The sequence below is a fragment of the Tumebacillus flagellatus genome, assembly GCF_000714935.1.
Classification (GTDB): Bacteria; Bacillota; Bacilli; order Tumebacillales; family Tumebacillaceae; genus Tumebacillus; species Tumebacillus flagellatus.
Map to the genome: position 1 here is coordinate 23,096 of NZ_JMIR01000029.1, position 22,870 is coordinate 45,965.

A 22,870-nucleotide genomic window follows, 5' to 3' on the forward strand; every position below is an offset into this window, starting at 1 on the left:
ATGGATGGGGCTCGGTCAGGGAGCGATGCCGGTGAAATATTCGCGGATCAGTTCTTGTTCGCTGAGCGGGAGGTTGTTGCGTTCGACGCTTTGGCGGGCGGTTTCTTCATATTGGCGGTAGACTTCTTGGTACGGGCGGGCGACGCCGGGGGTGACTTGGCCTTGGCCGTCGGTCAATTGGCTGTTTCCGCCGCCGGGAGAACCGCCCGTGTCGTAGCCGGTTTCGCCTGTGCCAAACGATCCGGCGGGAACCATGACGAGCGAGCGGTTGCCTTGGCCGGAACCGTATCCCGAGCCGCCGGAACCGGAGCCCGTTCCGCCAGTGCCGGAACCGGAGCCTTGGCCTTGTCCGGAGCCTTGGCCTTGTCCGGAGCCTTGGCCGTTTCCAGAGCCTTGGCCGTTTCCAGAGCCCTGTCCGTTTCCGGAGCCCTGTCCGTTTCCAGAGCCCTGTCCGTTTCCGGAGCCTTGTCCTTGTCCAGAGCCTTGTCCGTTTCCGGAGCCTTGTCCTTGTCCAGAGCCCTTCCCGTTTCCAGAGCCTTGGCCGTTTCCAGAACTTTGCCCTTGTCCAGATGATCCGTCTCCGCCAGAAGAACTTTGCCCGCTCCCGTCGCCGTCTGAACTGGATGACGACCCGTCTGCCGTTGCATTCGGATCTGCCATCCCGCCCGCTTGGGCGAGAGCGCTTCCGACATGCCCGACAGTCCCGGCGGCGTTGTTGCCGTTTTGCATCATGTCGACGAGGTTGCCGAGTTCACTCTGCATCTTCGCGAGGTCGCCGCTCCGCATCGCCGTCGCCGCTTGGCTCAACGCTTGCTTCAAGGCGCTTTTCGCCTCCGCGCCCGCTTGAGCCAGCGCGTCTGCCAGTTGTTTTTTTTCCGCCTCGCTGAGACTGTTGAGTTGGTCTTTCAACTTTTGCATCGCTTCGGCGGTTTTTTTCGCATCGCCGCTCTTCAAGGCGTCTGCCAGCGCTTTCCCCGCCTCCGTTTTCGCCAATGCATCCGCCAACGCTTTGCGGTCCGCTTCTTGCTTCGCGAGATCCGCTTGCACCGCTTTGAGCTTCGTCTCCGCTTTGGCGAGGGCGCGTTCGAGGTCTTCTTGTTTTTTGGCTTCGTGCAACTCCGCTTGCAGTTTTTGCAAAGCGTCGTCGAGCTTGGCTTTGTCTCGTTCGGAAAGCCCGGCTTTCTTCGCTTCTTCTGCCGCTTTCTTGGCGGCGTCGGCGATCTGTTCCGCTTTTTGGTGCACGGCGTAACGCTCGGCGGCGACGAGGTCGAGCGGGTTGTACACCCACAGCAACACAGCCGTCGTCAGCACCAGCGCCCCGATCCCCGACCACGTTCGGCGGGACACCTGCTGAAATCCGATCGGCACGATCTCGGCGATCTCGTCTTGCACCTGCAAGAGCTTCTCGATCGCCTCTTCCCGCTGCCACTTGGCAATCTGAGTATCCTCTCCCGCAAAGTGCAACGCGGTCGCGACCCGTCCTTCCAAGCCGCAGCGGTCAACTGCCGCCGCCGCTTGCTGCCAGGTCGGAGGCTTCACGAGCCCCCGGACGACGCCGCAAAGCAACCCCGCCCCGATCAACCCGAACGAAATTTCCACGTTGTACAGGATCGGAAAAAAACGCGCGGCGGCGAGCAAGCCCGCCGCCGCGCCGATTCCGCCGAGAAGCCCCCGGCAGCCCGTGCCGAGCACGCGCTGCCCGAGCAGTCTTCGCCGCACGGGGGCAAGCCCCGTCAACAGTTCGCGCGGAATCATCGCGCTGCCTTGCGAAACAGCTTTTTCTTCACCGGAGAGACCATCCGCACGCTGAAGAACAACAGCAACGCCGACACCGGAACGTACACCAACGCGTAATACAGCGTCGGCTGAATCGGAATCGCCTGCGCCGCCGAAGTCCCGTTGCTCTGCCCGAGCATCACGACGCTCGGCTCAAATACCGACACCAAGTTCATCACCGGATTGAGCGCCGCAAAATAGAAGATCTCCGGGAACCCGACATGCGACCCGTACGTGCGGTACTGGTACATACTGATGTACTCCGACAAAAACAACGTCAGGATCGCCGTGCCGCCGAGCAGGAACAGCGACAACCCGTAGGCAAGCACCGTCGAAACGCCGGTGCGCTTAAACCACGCGGAACAAAACATTCCGAGCGAGCCGAACAGCAACATGGAGACGAGATACGTCACGAACACGCCGACCAACTGCCCCGGCGAGATGCCGCCGTAGAGGAAGACGATTGCGTACACCGGCAGCGTCGCAAACACCAACAGCCCGATAAACGCCAGCGACGAGACCAATTTCGAGAGCACGATCTTGGTCGGCGAGAGGTGCGTCGTCAAGAGGATGTTCAGCGTCTGCCGCTCCCGTTCGCCGGAGATCGTCCCGGCGGTGAGACCCGGCGCGACAAACCCGATCAGAATCAGTTGGAGCACCGAGAGAATCAAAAACAGCTCTTTGCTCTCCCCAGGCCGGAAAAACACCTGATTGGAATAGCGCAAATACATATAGCCAAACGTGATGCCGCCGACGACCAGCAAGTAGATCGCCAAGAGCAGCGGCGTTTTGATCGTGCGCATCCGTCCCCGAAATTCCTTGACCAGCACGGGGTTCATCACTTGAAATCCCAAGTACTTCTGCATCAGGACCCCACTCCTTTCGTCACGGTGAGGAACACTTCTTCCAAATTCCCCGCCTCTTCCGCAAAACTCAGCACCGGCAACCCGTTTTGCACCAATTTCGAAAGCAGCGCGACTTGCCCTGCCTCATCTCCCGTGTAGTGAATCAGCAGCGTGTTCTCTTGCACGTCGGCGTTCGTCACATGCTCCAAATAATGCACTTGGTCGTACGCTTCTTGGGCGCGCTCCAACAGCTTCACGCGCAGCACGCGATGCCCCGCCACGCGGGAGGCGATTTGATCGACCGGCGCCAGCGCGATCAGTTGACCCTGTTCGATGATCCCGATCGTGTCGCACATCTCGGCGAGCTCCGGCAAGATGTGCGAGGAAATGATGATCGTCTTGCCCATCGCTTTGAGCTCTTTCAAAATGTCTTTCATCTCGATGCGCGCGCGCGGGTCGAGTCCGGACGCCGGTTCGTCGAGGATCAGCACTTGCGGGTCGTGCACGAGACAGCGCGCCAAGCCTAAGCGTTGCTTCATCCCCCGGGAAAGCGTGTCGACATAGGCGTCCGCTTTCATCGACAGGTTGACCAGTTCCAGCAAGTCTTGGATCAACGCCGGGCGTTTTTCCTTGGGGATGTCGTACGCCCCGGCGTAGAAGTCCAGATATTCCACCGCCGTCAAGTTGTCATACACCCCGAAAAAGTCCGGCATGTAGCCGATCAACTGCCGGACTTTGTCCGGGTCTTTCGTCACATCGAAACCGCCGACGTACGCATGCCCCGACGTCGGCTCCATCAGCGTGGCGAGAATCGACATCGTCGTCGACTTGCCCGCGCCGTTCGGGCCCACGAAGCCAAAAACGGACCCTTGCTCGATGTGCAGGTTTAATTGGTTCACCGCGAGGAACTTCCCGTAGCGCTTGGTGAGATTGACTGTGCGAATCATTGCGACACCTTCCCTTCGACGGCGACCGCCGGGTATTGCAAAAACTGATCTTGCGGCGTCGTGGTGCTAAACTTCACGCGCAAGTTCCCGTCCGGCGAGACGAATTGTGAAAGCAGGTCGCCGGTGATCACCGGTGTGTTTTCCTTCGCCACCGGAACCCATTGCCCGGTCTTAAAGTTGTAGATCTGCTTGTCATACATCGCAAACGCCGCCGAGTCGAAGTTGGTCGTGACTTTGTCGATCCGGTAATCCGGGCTCGTCTTCAACTTGTATTCAAGCGTTGCGGAACCGGTCGCCATTCGCAGCCCTTCCGGAGACATGAACACGTTGCCGTCCATTGCAAAAATCACAGGACGGATCAACCCGGCGGGCAACGACGTCGAGCCGTCCGTCTGCAGCGGCAAGACTTGGCGCACGAGGCTCAATGTCGTGTCCTTTTGGACGGTTTTTTCGTTGATCGTATAGAGGTTCAGCGGTGCTTTCGTGAACCCGACCAGTTGCACCGGAGCCGTGCCGAGGTCCCACGGAGACGTCGCGTACGAGATGAGACTGCGGTATTGCTCCAACTCTTGATCCATCACGCCCATGCCGTACGGGAACATCTGCTCCATATAGGAGATGCCCGGTGCCGTCCCGGAAGCGGAGGTTTGAATCGATTGCTTGACCTGCAAGCTCTTGCCCGTCGGCAAATCGTCAATTTTATAGGCATGATTGCCGATCAGCAGGTACACTTTTTCGAGATCGAATTTGGTTTTGTTGGTTACCTGTCCCGTGAGACTGCCGGACGAGTCGATGTGCAGATCGCTTTGGATGCGCCCTTGGTCGTTCAACGTGGTTTGGGCAAACGAGCTGCGCAGCGACCAATACTCCACATTTTGGTACTGGATGCTCGGCTTCGCGTCGCCAAGCACCGTGCGCGCCTCGGCGTTGCTGTCGCCGCTCATGTTCAGGTACGACGGGTAGACGAAGGAATTTTCCTTGAACTCGACATCGTACGTGCCGCCCTTGGTGACGAGAAACGACGACCCGGCGCTGACTTCGGCGATTTTGTCCGATTTCAAGTTGATGATCGCAGCCGTTTGCGCCCGCGTTCCACTGCTGCGCGGCCCGTCGTCAAACAGGAGCGTGCCTGCCGTAAACAGGATCGCCGTCGCCGGAATCAAGGCCCAGCCCCACTCGCGGCGGTTCAGTCTGCGCAACACGAAATACAGCAGCGGCCCGACCAGCACGATGTAACCGAGAAAGACCACCGCCGACGTTTTGTACCCCGGCAGCAGATCGCGAAACATCTGGGACGAAGAGATCAGCTGCATCTGCTGGTCCACTCCGCGCATCGCGCCGTTCATCTGGCTTGGCATATGCGACGGCTTCAAGTCCGCCTCGCGCAACACGTTGCCCCAGAGCTCCTTGTTCCCTTGCCACGACGCGAACGGTTCTTCACCCAAGTCGTACGCGGCGTAAAGCACATGGCCCGCGCCGAAATCGCGCTCGGCGATCAGCGGCGAACTTCCGCCCTTGACCAGCACTTTCGCATCGGCGACCAAGGAGCCGGTCGACACATTCAACTCACCGACAGATGGCTTGATGCCGGTGTAGCGCTGCAAGTCGGTCAAGTCGGTCGCTTTGCCCGTTCCCGTCACTTTCACCGGCGAGAGGTCTTGAAACAGACTGCCGCCGCCTTGGTAACTCGCCCCGCCTGACAACAACAGCGTCCCGCCGCGCTCCACCCACTCGCGAATCGTCTGCACTTGCTCGTCGGTGAGCTTCTCGGCCGGTGCATGGTTGATCGTCAACACGTCAAGCCCTTGCAGCAGCTCGGCGCGGTCCGGCAAGTCGGCGTTTTTCAACCATTTCAGCGTCACTTTGCCGCCGACAGAGGGAGATGTGACCAGCGAGAATACGTTGAGGTCGTCCTTCTTCTCCGAGACGCCGCCGAGCAGCACGCCGTCTTGCACGGGAACCAAGCTCGGGTTGGAGTCGCTCAGCTGTTTGCCTTGGCTGTCGAGAAGCACCACTTTGACCGGCTGGTAAAACAGCCCGCCCGGCACTTCCACTTGAAACGTCTTGGTGCTGCCCTTGGGGAGCACGACTTCCTTCTCATACACCCCGGAGACGACGTTGCCGCCGTTTTGCGGGTTCGCGGGTTCGACGACCAATCGGCCGTTCAGATCCTCGCCTTGGTTTTCAATCGTCACGCCCACAAACGTGGGAGCTTCCAATTTAAAAGTGCCGTCCCAGCCGACGCTGGACGACATCTTCAGATCGCTTGCGGCCCACGCAGCCGGAGCCCACAGCGCGCTCGTCAACACAGCCGCCGCGAGAAACGCCCCGGTCTTGCGCCCTCTCGTTTTTTTCTTCATGCCTTACCTCCTAAGGGGAAAAAGTAACAGGAATCATAAAAAAACGCCTCACACTAAGTGAGACGCATCGTTTCCACAAAAGTTACCGCAACTTTTGATAATTTTTACCTTTTCGACCGATCCTTTGCAGGCTTATACTTCGTCGTACACTTCCGGCTTCCAGTACACGACGCAAAGGTTGGAAGGGATGTTGATTTCGCGGGCCCCGCCCGGGTTGCCATTGATGAAGATGATCTCGGTCACCACGACACGGTCCCCCTTCAGCTCGACTTCCCCTTCCAATTCGCGGCGGCTTCCGTCCGGGAGAAAGTATTCGACCTTGCCAGTGCCGATGTTGCGCATGAAAGACACGCTCCTTTTCCTGTTAAAACCATATTCAACGTATTCGCCAACCACTGACAAGTTCCTGCCTGCAAAAACGAACCGAGTTGCAGGGGCCGCTCGGTTCGTCGCGATTGCCGTCAGCTCTCGATCAGCCGTTGGCTTTCATGGTGTCGATCAATTGTTGAAGCACAGTGTCCGCTTCTGCGTACGGAACTTGGCAGGTGCCCGCCGGTTTGTGACCGCCGCCGCCGTTTGCGAGCATCAGCGCGCCGACGTCCGTTTGCGACGTGCGGTTGATGATGCTGTGGCCGCATGCGAACACGGCGTTTTGCTTCGCTTTGCCGTCGATCGCCCAGATCGAGATGTTTTGCTCCGGGAACAGCGCATAGACCATGAAGCGGTTGCCCGGATAGATCGTCTCGACGCCGCGCAAGTCGGTGATGATGACATTGCCGTCGGTGCGGGTGTACTGCAAGAGCATCGCGCGGAATTCGCGGTCGAGTTCAAAGTAACGGTCGACGCGCTCCTTGACGTCCGGCAGCTCCAAGATCTCTTCGATGCTCATGTGCGCGCAGTAGTCGACGAGATCCTCCATCAACTGGTAGTTCGAGATGCGGTAATCGCGGTACCGGCCCAAACCGGTGCGCGCGTCCATAATGAACGAGAGCAGATCCCAACCCTTGGGATTCAAGATGTCGTCTGCGCTGAATTGTGCGGAGTCGGCTTTGTCAACGCCTTCCATGATCGAGTCGAGCTCCGGACCAAACTTCTCGCGGCCGCCGTAGTATTCGTAGACGACGCGCGCCGCGCTCGGCGCCAGGCGGGTTTCCCCTTGGAAGTCGACTTTCTCGCCCATGCGCAACAATTCGCTGGCATGATGGTCAAACCACAGGCCGCAGCCCGGTACATAAGGGACATTTGCCAAAATATCGTCGGCGGTGACCTCGATCAGTCCGTCTTGCATGTCTTTCGGGTGGACGAACTTCATCTCGTCGATCATCCCCATTTTTTTAAAGAGCATGGCACAGACCAATCCGTCAAAGTCGGAACGTGTGATCAGACGCATAGTTCTCCTCCTGTTAAAACTACCATTACGAGTCAAAAAAGCTAATTTCATTTTACTAGTCCAAAACTACCAATGCAATAAAATTCTGTTGAATCTTTCGGCACGCTTGATAAAAAAAGAAACAGTCCCGAAGGACTGTCTCTAAATTGTCTCGATTGGAGCTTATGCCTCTTGTGTTTCTTGCTGTTCGCGCGCCGCTTCTTCACGCGCCATCTGGAGCTCCAGCTCGTAGCGGTTCGCCGGATGCTCTTCGCACTCCTTGGAGCAGGAGCGCTTGTGGAGCGGCTCGCACTCTTCGCAGCAGACGTGCTGCTTGTGGCAGAACGGGTTTGCACAGTTGACATAGCGGTCGTGCGGTTTGCCGCAGTGGTAGCACTTCGCGATCACTTTGTCTTCGATCTTGTTGACCGGAACCGCGATGCGCTCGTCGAACACGTACAGTTTGCCTTCCCAGCCCTCGCCCTGCGTTTCCGGGTCGTGGCCGTAGGTGACGATCCCGCCGTGCAGTTGAGAGACGTCTTGGAAGCCCTCTTTGACCAAGAAGCCGGACAGTTTTTCGCAGCGGATGCCGCCCGTGCAGTAGGTGAGGACTTTCTTGTCCTTGAACTGGCTCAAGTTCTCTCGAATCCATTGCGGGAATTCGCGGGTGGTCTCGACTTCCGGACGGATCGCGCCCTTGAAGTGGCCGATGTCGTATTCGTAGTCGTTCCGCCCGTCGATGATGATGACGTCCTCCGACTCCATCGCTTCTTTCCATTCCTTCGGAGTCAGGTATTTGCCGGTGACCTGGTTCGGGTCGACATCGTCTTCCTCGCTCATCGACCAGTTGACGATCTCCTTGCGCGCTTTGACTTTCATCTTGCGAAACGCGTGCTTCGGCGCATCGTCAATTTTGAACCACAAATCGGCAAACCGCGGATCTTCGTGCATATGTTTCATGTACGCGTCCGTTTGCTCGACCGTGCCGGAAACGGTGCCGTTGATGCCCTCTTCGGCGATCATGATGCGGCCTTTGAGCCCCAGGTTCTTGCAGTATTCTAGATGCTCGGCGGCAAACGCCTCCGGGTTCTCAATCTTCGTGTATTTGTAGTACAGCAAAATGCGGTACTTCATCAGAATGTCCACCTCTCTCGTCCATGCTGTTTGCTTAGTGTGCATGATGCGGTGTAAAAAATACCGCTCACTATTATAGCACATTTTGTCGAGCACATGAAGGTTGTCTGCCATCTTTTTCATATGATACAATGAAATCTCGATGATCAAAAAAGTAGGTGTTGCGAATGAGCAAGAGACGAGAACGACAAACTACCCATACCGACATTGGAAATAGAACGGGCCTTCAATCACATCGGGATTGAAGGCCCGAATTGTTTCCCCGAGGAAAGAATGATGGAGAGGGGCAAGATTCTATGATTGCAGAAAAAGGAGCCGGCATGGTTGCCGCCTGGGTGAGTTTGATCAGCAACATCTTGCTGACCGTCATCAAGATCGTGGTCGGCGTGCTCTTTCAAAGTCAAGTGTTGGTCGCCGACGGCGCGCACAACGGCGCGGATGTGATCGCGTCGGCCGCCACGGTGGGCTCGATGCGCATCTCCAACCGTCCCGCCGACGAAGACCATCCGTACGGCCACGGCAAAGCGGAAGTGCTCGCGTCGACGCTGGTGGCGGTCATTCTGTTTGCGGCCGGAATTTTTATCGCGTATGAATCGATTACGGCGCTGTTTGAGCCGCCCTCTGTCGCGCACGTGATCTCGTTGATCGCGGCGTTTCTCTCGCTGGTTTGGAAACAAATTCTGTACCTGTACACGATGCGCCTTGGCAAGCAGACCAAGTCCAAGGGCCTGATCGCCACCGCCTACGACCATCTGGTCGACGTGTACGCATCTGTCGCCGCACTGATCGGCGTCGGACTCGGATTGATCGGCGAGTATACGAACCTCCCGTATCTCGCCTACGGAGACCCGGTCGCGGGCATCATCGTGTCGGTGCTCGTCTTGAAGATCGCGGTGAAGATGGGACGTGAAGCGCTCGACGTCCTCATGGAGAAGAACATCGACAGTGAAAAACTGAACCAATACATCGAGCTCGTGCTCGCCGTTCCCGGAGTCAAGCGCCTCGACCGCCTGCGCGCCCGCGAGCACGGCCATTACATCCTCGTCGACGTGCGCGTCGGCGTGCCGGGGTATTTGACGATCCAAGAAGGGCATGACGTCTCCCGCGACATCAAGCGGTCGATCATGGAGAATCACGAGGACGTCTACGAAGTGCTCGTGCACTTGAACCCTTGGTACCCGGAGGATGAGCAAGCTCATTTGGAAGCCCGCGCCAAGTCGAAGAAGAAAAAAACCAGCCCTGCTCCGTAGGACTGGTTTCTTCCACTTAATATTGAATCGTATCGCGAGATTGCGGTTGTTGTTTCAGTTTTTGCAGCATCAGTTTCGCTCCTTCGGAGACGATGCCAAGGTCAAACGAAGACGTGAAATAGTGAATCCCAAGCTCGGCAAACCGAGGCGCGAGGGCCGGGTTCGGAAGATGGATGCCGACTTTCTTGCCGCGCTTTTGGATGCGCTTGGTCACCCATTGGATCGTCTCGATGAGCAGCGGATTGTCAAATTGACCCGGCACGCCGAGCGACTGCGAGAGGTCCGCCGGCCCGATGAAGTACACATCGGTCGCGTCCGCCGAAACTTCGAGGATTTCGTCGATGCGTTCCACCGCTTCCTTGGTCTCGATTTGCAGCGCGAGCACCGTCTGGCGGTTGGCTTCTTCGGCAAACTGCTGAAAACTCGACTTGCCAAAGTCGTTCGCCCGGCACGCTCCGCCGAGACCCCGTTGCCCCAGCGGTGCAAAAAACGCCGCATTCACGGCCTCAAGCGCGTCGTGCGCGTTGTTGACTCGCGGCACGACCACGCCCGTTGCCCCGAGGTCGAGCGCCTTGCCGATGATCGACTCTTCCACCTGCGGCACGCGCACCATCGCCGGAATGCCGGTCGCTTTGGCCGCCAACAGCATCGAATCGAGTTCGTGCATGCCGATCGGCCCGTGCTCCATGTCGATGTGGAGGAAGTCAAACCCGCTGCGGCCCAAGATTTCCACCAGGTTCGGATGAGGGATGCGCAGCCAAGTGCCGTATACGTTTGCTTCTGCTTGAATTTGCTCTTTCAATGTCATGGAATGTCACCCACCTGTATGTATTTCGTTACACGACTAGTAAACTTCTACAGAATAGGCGCGAAGACCTGTCGTCTTCACGCCTTTTTGTCGTATGTTGTCGAGAAAGTTTGAATTCAGGTGTTACTGGGCGGACAGGGTTGTTTTTTTATAAAGGGTTGCGTTTTGCAGAGACGTCCAGATATCCGGAGTTTCCCCGCCGATGCGCCAGTATGCGAATCCGGCGACGCGGCGGTCGAGGCCGGCGTTGAATTTGAGCGCGAGCGAGCGGGCATCTTCCAGCCAGATCGTGTGCTGAACGCCGCTTGCCGTGTACGTGGCGACGTATTGCCCGACCGTACTGTCCCACACTTTTGAAGCGCCGATCAAGTTCTGTTGCGGCAAGAGGACTTCCTTGGACGTCATCTTGCTGCCGGAGAGCGACCAGTCGCGCGTGTAGAACGGCAAACCGACGATCACTTTCTTGGGAGGCACGGCGGAGAGAAACGAGTCGATGCCTCGCTCCAACCACGGAAGCGAAGAGACGGAGCCCATGCGCGGGTCGCCGTTCCAGTGCTCGTCATAGCCCATCAGCACGAGATAGTCGGCGCTCTTCCCGATTGCGGCATAGTCGTACGCGCCGGTGAAGTCCGTGCGGAAGTTCGGCGGCAGGTCGACGGAAATTTGCAAGTTTTTCGCATGCGCGGCGGTGGAGAGTTCTTGGATGAACGCCGAATAGGAAGTGCGGTCGGCAGGCGCAACTCCTTCAAAGTCGATGTTCAAGCCGTCCAAATGGTACGTGTCGGCAAACCCGATCAAGTCTTGAACGAGTTTGGCGCGTTTGTCCGGCTGCGAGAGGTAGAGGTGCGTCAACTCGCTGTTGAAGTGGTTGCCGACCAGCGGCCAGACTTTCTTGCCGCGTTGGTGTGCCCACTCGACCATGGACGGGTTGACGTACTGGTTGACTTTGTAATTCTCTTGGAGAAAAAACCAACGCGGCGAGAGCGTGTTGACCGTGCCGGAACTCGCCACTTTTTGTTCAAACGCGGTGTCCGTCTCGGCGAACTGCCAGCCGAGTTGGATCAGATCGTCGCTCGCGGCGGAAGCGCCGGCGGGAACGGCTTTGCCCAAGATGCGGGAAAACACGACCGCCGTTTCTTCACGGGTGATCGGCGCGGACGGGCGGAAGTTGCCGCCGTCCCCGTGCATCAGGTCATAACGGTCGGCGTCGTATACATACGGCTTGGCCCAATCGGAAATTTTCGAAGCGTCTGCAAACGGAACTCGCAAATTGGCCGCGGCTGTCGTGCCGGCAGTCAAGTTGCTTTCCGTCGCTTTGACCAGCAAGATCGCCGCTTGCTCCCGCGTGATCGGTTCATCGGGCGCAAAGTCGGTGTTGCTGGTTCCGTTGATGATCCCCAGCGCGTTGCCCGCTTGCACCCACGGATATGACCAGCGGCTGCTCGGCACGTCACGAAACGCGGCGACGGCACTTGGCAGCGGTTGCAGTCCGAGCGTGCGGCCCAGCATCGTCGCGAATTCTTCGCGGGTGATCGGAGCAGTCGGGTCGTAAAGCCCTTGACCTTTACCTGATACGATGCCCTTTTGAGCGAGCATTTCGATCTGTTGTTTGGCATAGCTGTTCGCGATATCGGTGAATGTCGCGGCGGCGTGTGCCGCAGAAGCAGACAGGACGACGGACGCAGCTCCCACTCCCAGAACCCACTTGCGCATCTACGGCTCCTACCCCTCTTCTGTATTCTGTTTCTTGTATAGTTATGTATACAAGGTTACTAGAGAAAAGGGGGAAAAACAATCGGGATTCCCTACCAGCCGCCGTCCTGTGCCGCCACCCAACGCATGAGGCGCCGGGCGTGTTCGATTTCTTCCTCCACGCCTTCGCGCCAGCCGTAGCCGAATTGCGAGACGGCGTGGTGCGCGAGATACGTGACGAGGCGGTCGCGCTCGGCGGGCGTCATCTCGCGTCCTAAGTAGGCAGACGTATACACCTGAAGCAATTCCTCTTCGAAAAAAAGCCTCTCCGCCGTCATCCGCACCAGATCCGACCAAGGATCCCCCGCCAAGCCGTGCTCAAAATCGATCACGCCGGACAGCGATCCGTCGCCGGTCACGAGTAAGTTGCGAAGTCCGAAGTCACGGTGGAGGAAAGCGGTTAGGCGCAGTTCGTTGAGCTCACTCTGTCTCGAAACGACACGCGAAGTCATTCGTTGAAGCAAGCCTGCGTCTGACACACCCTCTTTCTCCAACATCCCCCGCCACCGCTGTACATCCGCTGACAGATAATCCCCCCAACCGGAGAAATACCCGCCCCTCGACTTCCCGTGCTCGTCGATCAAGCCGATAAACGACATCGGCAGGGTGTCATGCATCTTCCGCAACCACTGCCCGGCGGTGCGGACCAGTTTCTTTTTTTCCTCATGGGAGAAAAAACGCCACAGCCCGTCCGCCGTCTCGCCCGGCAATTTGGTCATGAGCAGAAACGGACGCTCCTCCCACATGCCTTCGTCCACGATTTCCGGCACAGGCAAAACACCCGCCAGCGCGCGCATGGCGAACTTCTCGTGCGCCTGCTTCCAGCGGGTGTGGTACGTCTTCAAGATATACCGCTCCACGGCAAACACCCCGTTATGCGTCTGCTTGCCAAGCGGAGTCGGTTCCCAAACTCGTCCTTCAAACACAAACATCGTCGACATCCTCCGTTTCCAGAAGGATTCTTCTCCATCTAATGGAGCGCATCCTGCCCGAGAAACTCATCCGGGTCCATCCCGTCAAACAAATCCCGCCACAATTCCTTGTCCTCAACCGTATCGCCCAACTCCACATTGCGCTCCGGCCCGGACGGATAGCGTTTCGTATAAGCGTGATACGACCGCCACAGCACGAACATGTTGATCAAGTACCGCTCCGGCTCATGGTAATCGTAGAAATGCCGAATCTCAATCCGGCTCTTGCACAGCGTGTACAGCAACTGCTCATCCGGGGCAAAATACTTCCCGACCGCCCGCACCAAGAGCATCACCACATCCGTGCGCCGCAGATACAGCGACGACGAAGTAAGCAGCATGTACAAATACAGATACGGATACACCCGATCCGGATCGTGACGGTAGGGAATCATCTCGTTGCGAAGCCACGTCGTAATCTGCACGATGTCGTGGATTTCCGACTTCAACACCAACCGCTTCGCCAGCTTCATGTACTCAAACAACAGCGCCTTGACCAAGCCCATCCGCTCGATGCCGTTGTTCGAAATCAGCGTGGACAGCAGCTGCCCGAACGCATGCGAGACGATGCACTTGGCGACGAAACTGTGGCCGTACGTTTCGCTTTTTAACACGAGCTTGCCGATCTCGCCGAGGTTGCGAAACGACTGGAGAACAAATTGCCGGGTCTGTGCACAGAGCGGACGGCTTTTCACCACATGGCCCGTAATGGAAAAAACGGACTCCACCGCCGTCTGGATCATGTTCATCATCTGCTGCCCGACCAAATTGTTGCGCACGATCAGCGCGTAGGCGTCGAGCACGGTCGAAGCGGCTTTCAGGGAACCGCTTTCCGCATAGCGCATGCCCATCTCCTGCAATTCATCGAGCACGCGCTTGGAGACCGCCAATTCCCGCTCCTTGAACGCGATGCTTGCGATGCCGACCAACTGCCCGACGATGCGCTCGTGGTACCACAGCACGTCGTCCGCCTGTTCGGAGGGAAGTTTGGCGGCGTGCATCATCTCGGCGATGTTTTCCACGCAAAGGTCGGCGGTGACGGCGTCCATTTCGGAGACGGCTTTCTTGGCGATGTCGCAAATTTGTTCGATTTTATCAAGCGCGGTTTGGGTATCGCCGCTGCGGTAGGACGCCAGATACTCGCGCTGAATCCCCAACACGATCGTTTCCGGCTTCAACAGCTGAATCACGTGGTACAAGTAAATCAACAGCGAAAAAAAACACGCGATCAACAACAACAAATCGGCGCTCATCCCTTGGTCGATATACGCCGGAGGACGGTCGCCCGGCGTGTCGGAGATGCGCGACATCAAGTAGATGGCGTGCACGATCGTGCCCAAGTAAAACGACAACAGCGACGCGTTGTAAGGAAAGCGCACAAAAAAATCCAGCACGCGGTGCGTGTACTTGCTCGCCGTCAATTGAATGGCGACCATGATCACCGACACCGACAGCGCGAGGATGGTCGCCAGCGTCGAGGCGAGCGTCGCGAGGTAGTTGCGCGCCGTATCCAAGTCTCCGCCGAAAAACGGCGGCGTGAAACGGAAGATGATCCCCATCAGCAACCACGAGAGCAACAGTTGCCCGATCACCTTGGCCGCAGGAGCTTGCAACGCGGATGGACGCACGCGGTCTTCCCTCCCTTTTTTTACTTAGTATCTGAAGAAGGCAGGCGAAAATACTACCAAGGAACACGAAATCCGCCCGCAGGAGGGATCCTTTATGAAACGGAGTTCCAAATGGGGTCTGATCACCCTGTTGACCGTCGGGCTCGTGGCCCCCCTGTACTGGCAGGGTTCTCAGCCCGCTCCTCTACGCAAAAGCGCGGAACCGGGGCCCGCGATGCCGAAGACGATGCACGTGCAAGAGCCGAACCACCAAGCGATGATCCAAGCCCTGCAAGCGAAAAAAAACAAAGGCAACGAAACGGTCGTCGCCAAGGACATCGCCCGCACCGCCGCGCTCTGCGTGCGCGATTGCCGCACGATGTTGACGGAGATCGCCAACGAACTGACGCACGCGGCAACCGATGCAGACCGTCAGCGCATCCTCCGCGACCATCTGAAACAGCACTCGCAATTCGTCTCGATTCGCTACCATCAAGACGGACACGATCCCGTGCAGTTGGGATCTCCGCTCAACCCGAGCCTCTACGCCACGGCGCATAACTATGCCAAGCAAGATGAGTTCTACGTGTCGGACCTCTACCACAAACCGGGCCAGAGCGATCCGAACGAGCAGATCGGCATGACGCTCGCCGTTCCCGTGCTCGGGTATCCGCCGGGCGGCAACTCCCGCGTGACCGGTTCGCTCACGGCGGATGTGGAGATGGGCCATCTCATGAGCGTTATGAAAAGCCAAGACGAAGAGATGGGCACCCGCACGAACATTCACGGGGCGAACGGCGCCAACGAACAGCTGTACAAGGAACCGTCCGGCGCGATCGGCGGCATCCACACGAAGCAAGCGACGACCCGTTCCGCGAAGGCGAAAGTCGACGGCACCGCGTGGTCGGTGCAGGTCACGTCGCTGCAAGACCGCGGGCGCAAACACGCGTTGACGGTGCCGGACGAAGTGCTTGTCCGTTTCCAACGGGCGCTGACCCAAGCGGAAATCAACCGCTATACGACCGACATCAACGGGTCTTTGGTCAAAACGACTCTGCGCAACGGCTATATCTTCCGCTCCAGCACGAGCACACCGGCCGACATGATCGCCTACTTTAAGAAACAAGGCGCCGTGATCGCCGAGCCGCACACGCATGCACGGAAGAACGACAGCGACCTCTCCGACGGGTCCACCGATACGCCGACCACGACGACGGGCACGTCGCAACGGGTGGTCGAGCAGCCGAACGACACGTTTTACTCGTCGAACCAATGGAACCTCCCGCTGATCAAAGCGGACAAAGCGTGGCAGACGTCGACGGGCGATCCGAACGTGATCATCGCCGTCGTCGACACGGGCGTGGATTTGAACCACCCGGACCTGCAAGGCAAGCTCGTGCCGGGCCGCAACATCTTGGCGGGCACGGACACGCCGCAGGACGACAACGGCCACGGCACGCACTGCGCGGGAATCATCGCGGCTCGGACGAACAACTTGGAAGGGATCGCGGGCGTGAACTGGAATTCGAAGATCATGCCGGTCAAAGCGATGAACGCCGACGGCAGCGGGTCGGTTGCGGATATCGCCGACGGGATTTATTGGGCGGCGGACCACGGCGCGGACGTGATCAACCTCTCGCTGGGGGATTATGAGGATTCCGATTACCTCCACGAAGCGATCAAGTACGCGCATGACAAGGGCGTCGTCGTCACGGCGGCGATGGGCAACGACGGAATCGGGCAGCCGAGCTATCCGGCGGCGTACCCGGAAGTGATCGGGGTGGCGGCGAACGACGAAAGCAACGAAACGGCGACGTTCTCCAACTACGGCTCGCACTGTTCGGTGACGGCACCGGGCGTTTCGATCCCGAGCACGTACCCGAACAAACGCTACGTGGCGCTCTCCGGCACCTCGATGGCGAGCCCGCACGTCGCAGGGGTCGCCGGTCTCCTGAAGTCGATCAACAAAAACCTCAAACCTGAGGACATCCGCGACATCTTGCAGAAGACAGCCGACGACCTCGGCCCGGCGGGCCGCGACGACTACTACGGCTGGGGCGAGATTAATGTCTCGAAAGCGGTAGCGGCGGCGAGGGATACGGTGAAATGAACTAAAGGCAGCAGACGAGGGTCTGCTGCCTTTTTGGCATTCGCATTTTTCAATTGTGGGTTATGAATTTGCGATCAAAGATTCTCTTTGTCCGGCAAGTGATTTGCCGTCCTAGTCGGTCATTAACTGTGCGTTTCCGCTTTTATCCCGCTCGGTTTTGAAGACCGGGAAGGACACCAGTACCCCATCCACCTTGAAAAAGCGTTGGTAGATCAATGATTTTAGAGGTAGTCACTCAGATCCGATAAGAAAAGACACTCGGTCTTGTTGATAACTCACTTGTATTCATTATATCGTTACTACGGACTACGTTCAATCAAATTGACTCTACTTTCTTATAGTTATAGAACAAACTGGAGCCAATTTTGATCTAACGGATAAGTTAGTCTATCTAATCATTTTCTTTTAGACATATTCCTAAGCCAGCGTGAACCGAACGACACATTTTCTTGCCCTTTTTCCTGTTCACTTTTTAATTGGACTTTCCACAAAAAGCTCCCCTTCGCGTAAACAAAACCTTGTTCAATTGGTGCTGAATAATCCTTTTTGTTTGTGTCCCAAAATGTAAGTTCAAACCGATAATTATGAAGACTGGTTCCGTATTCATCCAGTCCTAATGGAAAACAATCGGACGACGAAAATCCCACATATATTTCCCCTACTAGTTCTGATTTTGGAGAGAGACTTAACTTGAAATCTGACCCGACGAATTCATTAAAACCATATACGGAATGTCTGGTTAGAATCTCATTAGTCTCAGATCTTACAATAAATTCCCCTCCAATAAAAGTCACAGGGTGATCAGACAGATTTCGTATGAATATTTCCATATCGGCACAACCTTCCTCTTCATGGATGGCTGACAAATATGGCCTCAATATTCCTATTTCCACTTTGCCGTTTGAAGAGAAAAATTGCTCATAATCTGACCGCATTGCGATGTTTTGATGACAGCCCTTTCTAATTAAGCAATAACCTGCATGTAGGCTCTCATATTTCTTCTTAAGCATATAAGGCCTTCTGTTGTTCTCTTTACTTATCTCAATTGCAGCAACCCGCTTACCGCTATACTCAAAATGAAAAAATCTAAAATCTATGTCTGGCTCAATGTTACTAAGTACTAATTCGTAATAGGTTGCAGGATCTCTTATCTCCGTTTCCTCAAGTCCAGTGACCTCCTTAGTACCATCCGGACTCTCTTTGACTCCTAATATAATATATTTATCACCCTCATACTTAGAATTAGCCATTGCCATTATATCCTTTATCAAAGAATCTTTCTTAAAGACATACTGGTTAGAACTTTTAAAATCTAGGTACTCGGATTCATTCTCGTTTTCTATGAAATAGATCGCACGTTCTATACTCCCCACTATTAAAACCTCCATTTTCCTAAGTCACTGAACTCAGTTTACCTCCAAAACACAATTAACACCATATATTATAAAAAACCGCACCCAGAACGGACACGGTTCCTAAGAATTTTAACTTAAAGGTATTGCCACTATTATTGATCCAATATACTTGCCATATTAGAGTAAACTCTAGTTTTTATTTCATCAAATTTTTTCCAAATATACTGTTCAACAGATTTCGAGCTCCCTGAAAAATTCTTGTTGAAACGCGGAGTTCCTACACGTACCTCAAATTGAATAATATCGTCCATTTTAGCAGATAAACATTTTGGAAACCCGTATTCAATTACACATTTTCCAATGTTGCCACCATAATTAAATTCATAAACAGCCTCAATACTTTCAATTATTGTACATTCATGGTAACTTGAGTCAATAAGATACTTCGCTCCATGTAATCTCTTTCCATTTAAGATGCTTTTTTTCACGGTATCCTTCATCCAGACGATATCTTCTGGTACTTTTTTTTGGTTATCGAAACCAATCTCCAAATTTATAATTTCATTAAATTCGAACCCCCCTGTTCCATCTCCAGTGGTAAGATCTAGCATAAATTTTATTCGTTGCTCGTTAGAAAATGATCTGAATAATATCCTGTTCTCGATTGAATCCAGCGATACATATTTGAATTCTCTAAACTGTGAATGAATAAATTTTTTTAGTATTTCAACTGCCTCCCCACTCTCAGCCGAAGTACGTTCTGCAATATACTCAAGTGTCTTTTTGTCCTTATCAAGTTTGATTATCAATTTTCCGGGATGTATTGTTTTTCGTTGCGCCCAAACTTGAGAAAGATCCATTCGACGTGTTGGTAAATCAAACGAGACGACATTTCCCTCCTTATCTTCAACGGAATAGGACTGTATGCCACCTTCTATTGTAAAGGGAGAGTCATCAGGAATTAAATCTAATGGGACTTGAATTTGATCTAATGCATCGGACAACGTGATTTCTGCATTTATCCACGAATGATTTTCCGTTCTATACTTTCTATCATTTTCTTTTGTACGTTGTTTATCTTGAAGAAACGCAAACTCCTTCGGACTAAATATACAGCTTAATAAAATCGGTGTAATCAGGTCAGCTCTTCCAACATAAATGCCCCGTTTACTCAACATTTTTTTCAAATCAGCCTCAGACAAATAAGAAGGGCCAATTAACGGCCTGAAGATTTCACCAAATGGCAAAATGGTATCAATAGATGGCTCAGGGTACAGATCAGTATTTGAACTCATATTATTCCTCCTCGAGAGTACGAAAATTCCCAAACGAATATGATCTTACAGAAAGATTCCGTATTAGTTCGCTACCTATAAATCTGGATTTAGATCTATTTACTTGTATCTCATGTTCATATTGTCGATAATCAGGAAATGCAATTATAGTCTCATTCGCCCAATCGTTTGTTAGATTTTGGGCAAGGCCAATTATTCTTAATAGTTCATCCTCCACGAAATTATCTATTACTGTTATTACAAGTATTTTTCTATTCCCATCGGTAATCCTAAATGGAAGTATACTGCTGTTAATGAATTGCAATGGCAAAATGGAACCACTAGTATGTCTACCATTTAATCCTGGCACGTTTAATGATGTGTTCGGATAAAGAAACTCCACACTCCCTCCTACTATTAGCGATTTAGCGAACGCGATAGAACCAAGCAAAAAATTTGTTCGTTTATTATCGACCAGATATATTGAATCATACTTAAAATTATTCCGATCACGCAGATCCCTTACTTCTTCAATCACGCCACGGTTAACATCGTCATCATTTCGAGATAACCAAAAAATCACTCCTGCGTAGTTTGTCCTTTTTACCTTATTTCCAAAATTGACTTTATGGTCTTTGTTCTTCTTTAGACATTCTATTGCAGGTGCAATATCTCGAATAAAATCTTTTAGTTGAGTGTTTATACTGACCCCATACTTACCACGATATTTCGATGATATAACTACGGTATCCTGAACATCAGTAATTAATGGGTTATGAAGATGTGTCAAGAAATCAATGCCATGGCTTTTTCTATCGTTTTTTTTAAGCCTATGTTTTTCTTGATTGTGACAAGGAATATCAAAGTTCCGTGAAGGACTCGACCATCCAATTTTCTGTAAAATGCTATAAACAATTTTCTCTCCTAAATCACCTGATCGTTTTTGCTCTTCTCCCATAAGTTGTAGAACCTCCTAGTTTTCTTGATTGAAGTACACTTTATAGAAAAACATACCTTTATCTTCATCAAATCCTCGTTCTATAAAATCATAATTATCGGGATATAATTTTTTCACTCTTATTTCCACATCAGTATCCAATCTTATCAAATTCCGTAATCTCCTTTTCATTTTTTGAACTGTTTTTGGCGCGATCTTAAAACCCTCTTCTAAGTCAACACCATTTGAATTTTCGTAGTTACTCTTAAACATTTCGAAAGCTTCAATATATTCAGGTGTTTTAATAACCGAATCATAGAAATCCGAAGTATTAAAAAATTCCCTATCTGTAAAATAATCAAGTGTTTTTGAACGTAGACGCATCTGCTCTTCCTTACCGTTGTTACTCTGCACCTTCGTTATAAACTGATTGAAAATCGTTAGATATTGTTCTGTTTGAAATTGTTCTGTTTGTAATGGTACAACGGACAGAAAGTCATCTCGCCAATACTTTGCTTCGTTATTTGATCGGCCAATTGAATCCACAACACTTACGATAAATCCAGATCCAGAATTATCATTCAATACTATACAACCTTTATCTAAGTTGTTTACATTAATACCATCATCGTACATCACATCAAAAACACCATTATCATCTTTCACTTTTATGTAAATATCCTTATTTTCCGTCTTAAATATACCAATTGCATCTGTCGACTTATCGTTCACTATACAGTTTTTCAATAAAACTATATATAGTTCTCCACTTTTGACTTTTGGATGAACCGAACATTCATATAAATGGCGAGCAATATTGACTGAGTATTCCTTCAATAGATTGTTGTCCTTCATAATTTCCAACGCGTAAGTATACACTTCGTTCAACTCTAAATTTGTTGGATGATGAAACCTGTAAATATTTTCATTGTTATTAAACGGAGAGAGCAGGAAACGTAAAAATACCTCTCTTATACTTTCGTCAATAACAGTAGTAGTATTCCTGGATATGTTTATCCCTTCTTGTCTGAGTTTGTTACCTACTTTGTGGATAATGTACTTATCCAATTCTGCTTGCAAAAAGTTTATCATACAAAGTCCTCCTAACAAACCACAAAAAGAGTAATAGATTTTCAAATAGCAATAAGTCTGTTTGGTGACTTATTTTTGACCTTAGATGACACGATCACAAAGTTATCTTTTGTTTTCATTTTTCTAGTTCGACATAAAGAGACATATTCCCTTCAATAACTTGGCTGTCAGTATAATATATAGTGAAATTCATTTTACTTGACGCACAATTAACGGTCTCTCTCAGTCTCAATCGAATCGAGAAAATCTCAGGTTGAGAGCCTCAATGACCTGTTGGCCTGTAGTAGAAAGTAATTTGCCCAATTGATGTAAACCCACCCCCCATGCAAAAAAACCACCACAAATGGCGGCTCAACTCTTGAATAACGATTCTACTGCTAGCATCTTATCCTCCTCTGTGGGTTGGGAATATCTTAGGATCATATCTGCAGAACTATGCCCACTCATGGACTGAATGACTGCTATGTCCTGATTCTCCTTCACAAGCCCACGAATGAATGTATGACGCAACTGGTGAGGGTGAACATCGTACTGGCCTAGAAGGTGCTGTATGCTCCTAACGCTAATCCTCTCACGACGATTACTGAGAAACAGAGCTTCGATCTCGTCTGAACGCTCCCCCAGATACTTCTGAATGGCTCTACGTGCCTCTACATTCAACGGAATAGACCGTTCCTTGTTCCCCTTCCCCGATCTAACAGTCAAGTTACCACTTCGCTCGTTAGTCTCCACATCGTCTCGATCCAATGCTACCAGTTCACTTACTCGAATTCCTGTCATCATAAGCGTCATGAGGATTGCATAATCCCTTGCGTTCCCTGCTCGATCCAGTTCCCGAATCAATCTGTTGCGTTCCTTCGTGTCGAGGGACTTAGGAGCTTGCTTCTTGATGTCTGCTTGCTTTACAACGGAAATATCCTCAATCGCGGCATTCTTTCCTGCCCACTTGGAAAACAACTTGATTGCGCTCCAAATCTTATTAATCGTGGCAGCAGTCTTTTTCTTGCTGGCCAGATAGTCAATGTACTGTTGAACATCTGAGCGGGAATACTCCTCCAAGTTCGTACCGGCTCCTTGCAACCACTCGTCAAACTGCTTGATCGCATGTTCATATGTACGGATCGTGGTAGCAGACTTTCCTCTCAGACCTTCCTCCAAGAATCTATGTAACATGGTCATTTCCTCCTCTAAAAGTGGGATAAATAATTCTACGCAATATTTTCTGCCCGTTATTTTGACAATCAGGTCTCATGAACCCGCATTCGACCGTTCCAATCTATCTG

The 22,870-nt window shown here is 52.8% G+C and carries 18 protein-coding genes; 2 read left to right on the plus strand and 16 right to left on the minus strand.

What is annotated here, in order from left to right; genetic code table 11:
- Nucleotides 1–15: 15 nt before the first annotated feature.
- From EL26_RS16725 to trhO, 7 genes are all read right to left on the minus strand, one after another.
- Complete coding sequence (locus tag EL26_RS16725; RefSeq protein ID WP_038091503.1) at nt 16–1,755, minus strand: cell envelope integrity TolA family protein; 1,740 nt, start codon at nt 1,753–1,755, stop codon at nt 16–18.
- Nucleotides 1,752–2,642 carry an ABC transporter permease gene (locus EL26_RS16730; RefSeq protein WP_038091505.1) on the minus strand — a complete coding sequence of 297 codons (891 nt, stop codon included), beginning with the start codon at nt 2,640–2,642 and terminating at the stop codon, nt 1,752–1,754. Before EL26_RS16730 ends, EL26_RS16725 begins: the two co-directional genes overlap by 4 nt.
- Nucleotides 2,642–3,568, minus strand: coding sequence for an ABC transporter ATP-binding protein (locus tag EL26_RS16735; protein WP_038091507.1), 927 nt, complete (start codon nt 3,566–3,568; stop codon nt 2,642–2,644). Before EL26_RS16735 ends, EL26_RS16730 begins: the two co-directional genes overlap by 1 nt.
- Complete coding sequence (locus EL26_RS16740; protein ID WP_038091509.1) at nt 3,565–5,928, minus strand: DUF4350 domain-containing protein; 2,364 nt, start codon at nt 5,926–5,928, stop codon at nt 3,565–3,567. Before EL26_RS16740 ends, EL26_RS16735 begins: the two co-directional genes overlap by 4 nt.
- 132 nt (nt 5,929–6,060) lie before the next feature.
- The gene (locus tag EL26_RS16745) at nt 6,061–6,270 is read right to left on the minus strand and encodes a hypothetical protein (protein WP_038091511.1); all 210 of its coding nucleotides are present in this window, start codon (nt 6,268–6,270) and stop codon (nt 6,061–6,063) included.
- A gap of 130 nt (nt 6,271–6,400) precedes the next feature.
- Nucleotides 6,401–7,318, minus strand: a complete 918-nt coding sequence (locus tag EL26_RS16750; protein ID WP_038091513.1) for a DHH family phosphoesterase — start codon at nt 7,316–7,318, stop codon at nt 6,401–6,403.
- 162 nt (nt 7,319–7,480) lie between these two features.
- The gene (trhO, locus tag EL26_RS16755) at nt 7,481–8,431 is read right to left on the minus strand and encodes an oxygen-dependent tRNA uridine(34) hydroxylase TrhO (protein ID WP_038091515.1); all 951 of its coding nucleotides are present in this window, start codon (nt 8,429–8,431) and stop codon (nt 7,481–7,483) included.
- Nucleotides 8,432–8,727: 296 nt separating this feature from the next.
- Here trhO and EL26_RS16760 point away from each other — a divergent pair, with 296 nt between their 5' ends.
- Nucleotides 8,728–9,681 (plus strand): cation diffusion facilitator family transporter, encoded by a 954-nt coding sequence (locus EL26_RS16760; protein ID WP_052036507.1) that lies wholly within the window; start codon nt 8,728–8,730, stop codon nt 9,679–9,681.
- A 16-nt stretch (nt 9,682–9,697) separates the two neighbouring features.
- Here the strand turns inward: EL26_RS16760 and EL26_RS16765 are convergent, their stop codons facing one another.
- The 4 genes from EL26_RS16765 to EL26_RS16780 form a co-directional block, all read right to left on the minus strand.
- Nucleotides 9,698–10,489: an HpcH/HpaI aldolase family protein gene (locus tag EL26_RS16765; RefSeq protein WP_052036508.1), complete on the minus strand. Its 792-nt coding sequence runs from the start codon at nt 10,487–10,489 to the stop codon at nt 9,698–9,700.
- A 123-nt stretch (nt 10,490–10,612) separates the two neighbouring features.
- On the minus strand, nt 10,613–12,202 hold the full coding sequence (locus EL26_RS16770; protein ID WP_038091517.1) for an S-layer homology domain-containing protein: 1,590 nt from the start codon (nt 12,200–12,202) through the stop codon (nt 10,613–10,615).
- A gap of 92 nt (nt 12,203–12,294) precedes the next feature.
- Complete coding sequence (locus tag EL26_RS16775) at nt 12,295–13,173, minus strand: phosphotransferase family protein (protein ID WP_038091518.1); 879 nt, start codon at nt 13,171–13,173, stop codon at nt 12,295–12,297.
- A gap of 38 nt (nt 13,174–13,211) precedes the next feature.
- A complete protein-coding gene (locus tag EL26_RS16780; protein ID WP_038091520.1) occupies nt 13,212–14,840 on the minus strand; it encodes a DUF2254 family protein in 1,629 nt (542 codons plus the stop codon).
- 94 nt (nt 14,841–14,934) lie between these two features.
- Here EL26_RS16780 and EL26_RS24010 point away from each other — a divergent pair, with 94 nt between their 5' ends.
- Entirely contained in the window at nt 14,935–16,929 is a 1,995-nt protein-coding gene (locus EL26_RS24010; protein WP_052036509.1) for a S8 family peptidase, read from the plus strand.
- A gap of 395 nt (nt 16,930–17,324) precedes the next feature.
- Here EL26_RS24010 and EL26_RS24015 read toward each other — a convergent pair whose 3' ends face one another.
- The 5 genes from EL26_RS24015 to EL26_RS16815 all read right to left on the minus strand — a co-directional run bounded on the left by EL26_RS24015 (nt 17,325) and on the right by EL26_RS16815 (nt 22,760).
- On the minus strand, nt 17,325–18,302 hold the full coding sequence (locus EL26_RS24015) for an AlbA family DNA-binding domain-containing protein (RefSeq protein WP_161780746.1): 978 nt from the start codon (nt 18,300–18,302) through the stop codon (nt 17,325–17,327).
- 134 nt (nt 18,303–18,436) lie between these two features.
- Nucleotides 18,437–19,579, minus strand: a complete 1,143-nt coding sequence (locus tag EL26_RS16800; protein WP_038091522.1) for a hypothetical protein — start codon at nt 19,577–19,579, stop codon at nt 18,437–18,439.
- A 1-nt stretch (nt 19,580) separates the two neighbouring features.
- Complete coding sequence (gene gapS4a / locus EL26_RS16805) at nt 19,581–20,516, minus strand: GapS4a family protein (protein ID WP_038091524.1); 936 nt, start codon at nt 20,514–20,516, stop codon at nt 19,581–19,583.
- A 15-nt stretch (nt 20,517–20,531) separates the two neighbouring features.
- Complete coding sequence (locus EL26_RS16810; protein ID WP_038091528.1) at nt 20,532–21,587, minus strand: nucleoid-associated protein; 1,056 nt, start codon at nt 21,585–21,587, stop codon at nt 20,532–20,534.
- A 351-nt stretch (nt 21,588–21,938) separates the two neighbouring features.
- On the minus strand, nt 21,939–22,760 hold the full coding sequence (locus EL26_RS16815) for a tyrosine-type recombinase/integrase (RefSeq protein ID WP_038091530.1): 822 nt from the start codon (nt 22,758–22,760) through the stop codon (nt 21,939–21,941).
- Nucleotides 22,761–22,870 lie beyond the last annotated feature (110 nt).

What these genes read in the sequence shown, in the direction of transcription:
- EL26_RS16725 (WP_038091503.1), bottom strand. Translation starts at nt 1,755, where the DNA reads ATGATTCCGCGCGAACTGTTGACGGGGCTTGCCCCCGTGCGGCGAAGA.
- EL26_RS16730 (WP_038091505.1), bottom strand. Translation starts at nt 2,642, where the DNA reads ATGCAGAAGTACTTGGGATTTCAAGTGATGAACCCCGTGCTGGTCAAG.
- EL26_RS16735 (WP_038091507.1), bottom strand. Translation starts at nt 3,568, where the DNA reads ATGATTCGCACAGTCAATCTCACCAAGCGCTACGGGAAGTTCCTCGCG.
- EL26_RS16740 (WP_038091509.1), bottom strand. Translation starts at nt 5,928, where the DNA reads ATGAAGAAAAAAACGAGAGGGCGCAAGACCGGGGCGTTTCTCGCGGCG.
- EL26_RS16745 (WP_038091511.1), bottom strand. Translation starts at nt 6,270, where the DNA reads ATGCGCAACATCGGCACTGGCAAGGTCGAATACTTTCTCCCGGACGGA.
- EL26_RS16750 (WP_038091513.1), bottom strand. Translation starts at nt 7,318, where the DNA reads ATGCGTCTGATCACACGTTCCGACTTTGACGGATTGGTCTGTGCCATG.
- trhO (WP_038091515.1), bottom strand. Translation starts at nt 8,431, where the DNA reads ATGAAGTACCGCATTTTGCTGTACTACAAATACACGAAGATTGAGAAC.
- EL26_RS16760 (WP_052036507.1), top strand. Translation starts at nt 8,728, where the DNA reads ATGATTGCAGAAAAAGGAGCCGGCATGGTTGCCGCCTGGGTGAGTTTG.
- EL26_RS16765 (WP_052036508.1), bottom strand. Translation starts at nt 10,489, where the DNA reads ATGACATTGAAAGAGCAAATTCAAGCAGAAGCAAACGTATACGGCACT.
- EL26_RS16770 (WP_038091517.1), bottom strand. Translation starts at nt 12,202, where the DNA reads ATGCGCAAGTGGGTTCTGGGAGTGGGAGCTGCGTCCGTCGTCCTGTCT.
- EL26_RS16775 (WP_038091518.1), bottom strand. Translation starts at nt 13,173, where the DNA reads ATGTTTGTGTTTGAAGGACGAGTTTGGGAACCGACTCCGCTTGGCAAG.
- EL26_RS24010 (WP_052036509.1), top strand. Translation starts at nt 14,935, where the DNA reads ATGAAACGGAGTTCCAAATGGGGTCTGATCACCCTGTTGACCGTCGGG.
- EL26_RS16800 (WP_038091522.1), bottom strand. Translation starts at nt 19,579, where the DNA reads ATGAGTTCAAATACTGATCTGTACCCTGAGCCATCTATTGATACCATT.
- gapS4a (WP_038091524.1), bottom strand. Translation starts at nt 20,516, where the DNA reads ATGGGAGAAGAGCAAAAACGATCAGGTGATTTAGGAGAGAAAATTGTT.
- EL26_RS16810 (WP_038091528.1), bottom strand. Translation starts at nt 21,587, where the DNA reads ATGATAAACTTTTTGCAAGCAGAATTGGATAAGTACATTATCCACAAA.
- EL26_RS16815 (WP_038091530.1), bottom strand. Translation starts at nt 22,760, where the DNA reads ATGTTACATAGATTCTTGGAGGAAGGTCTGAGAGGAAAGTCTGCTACC.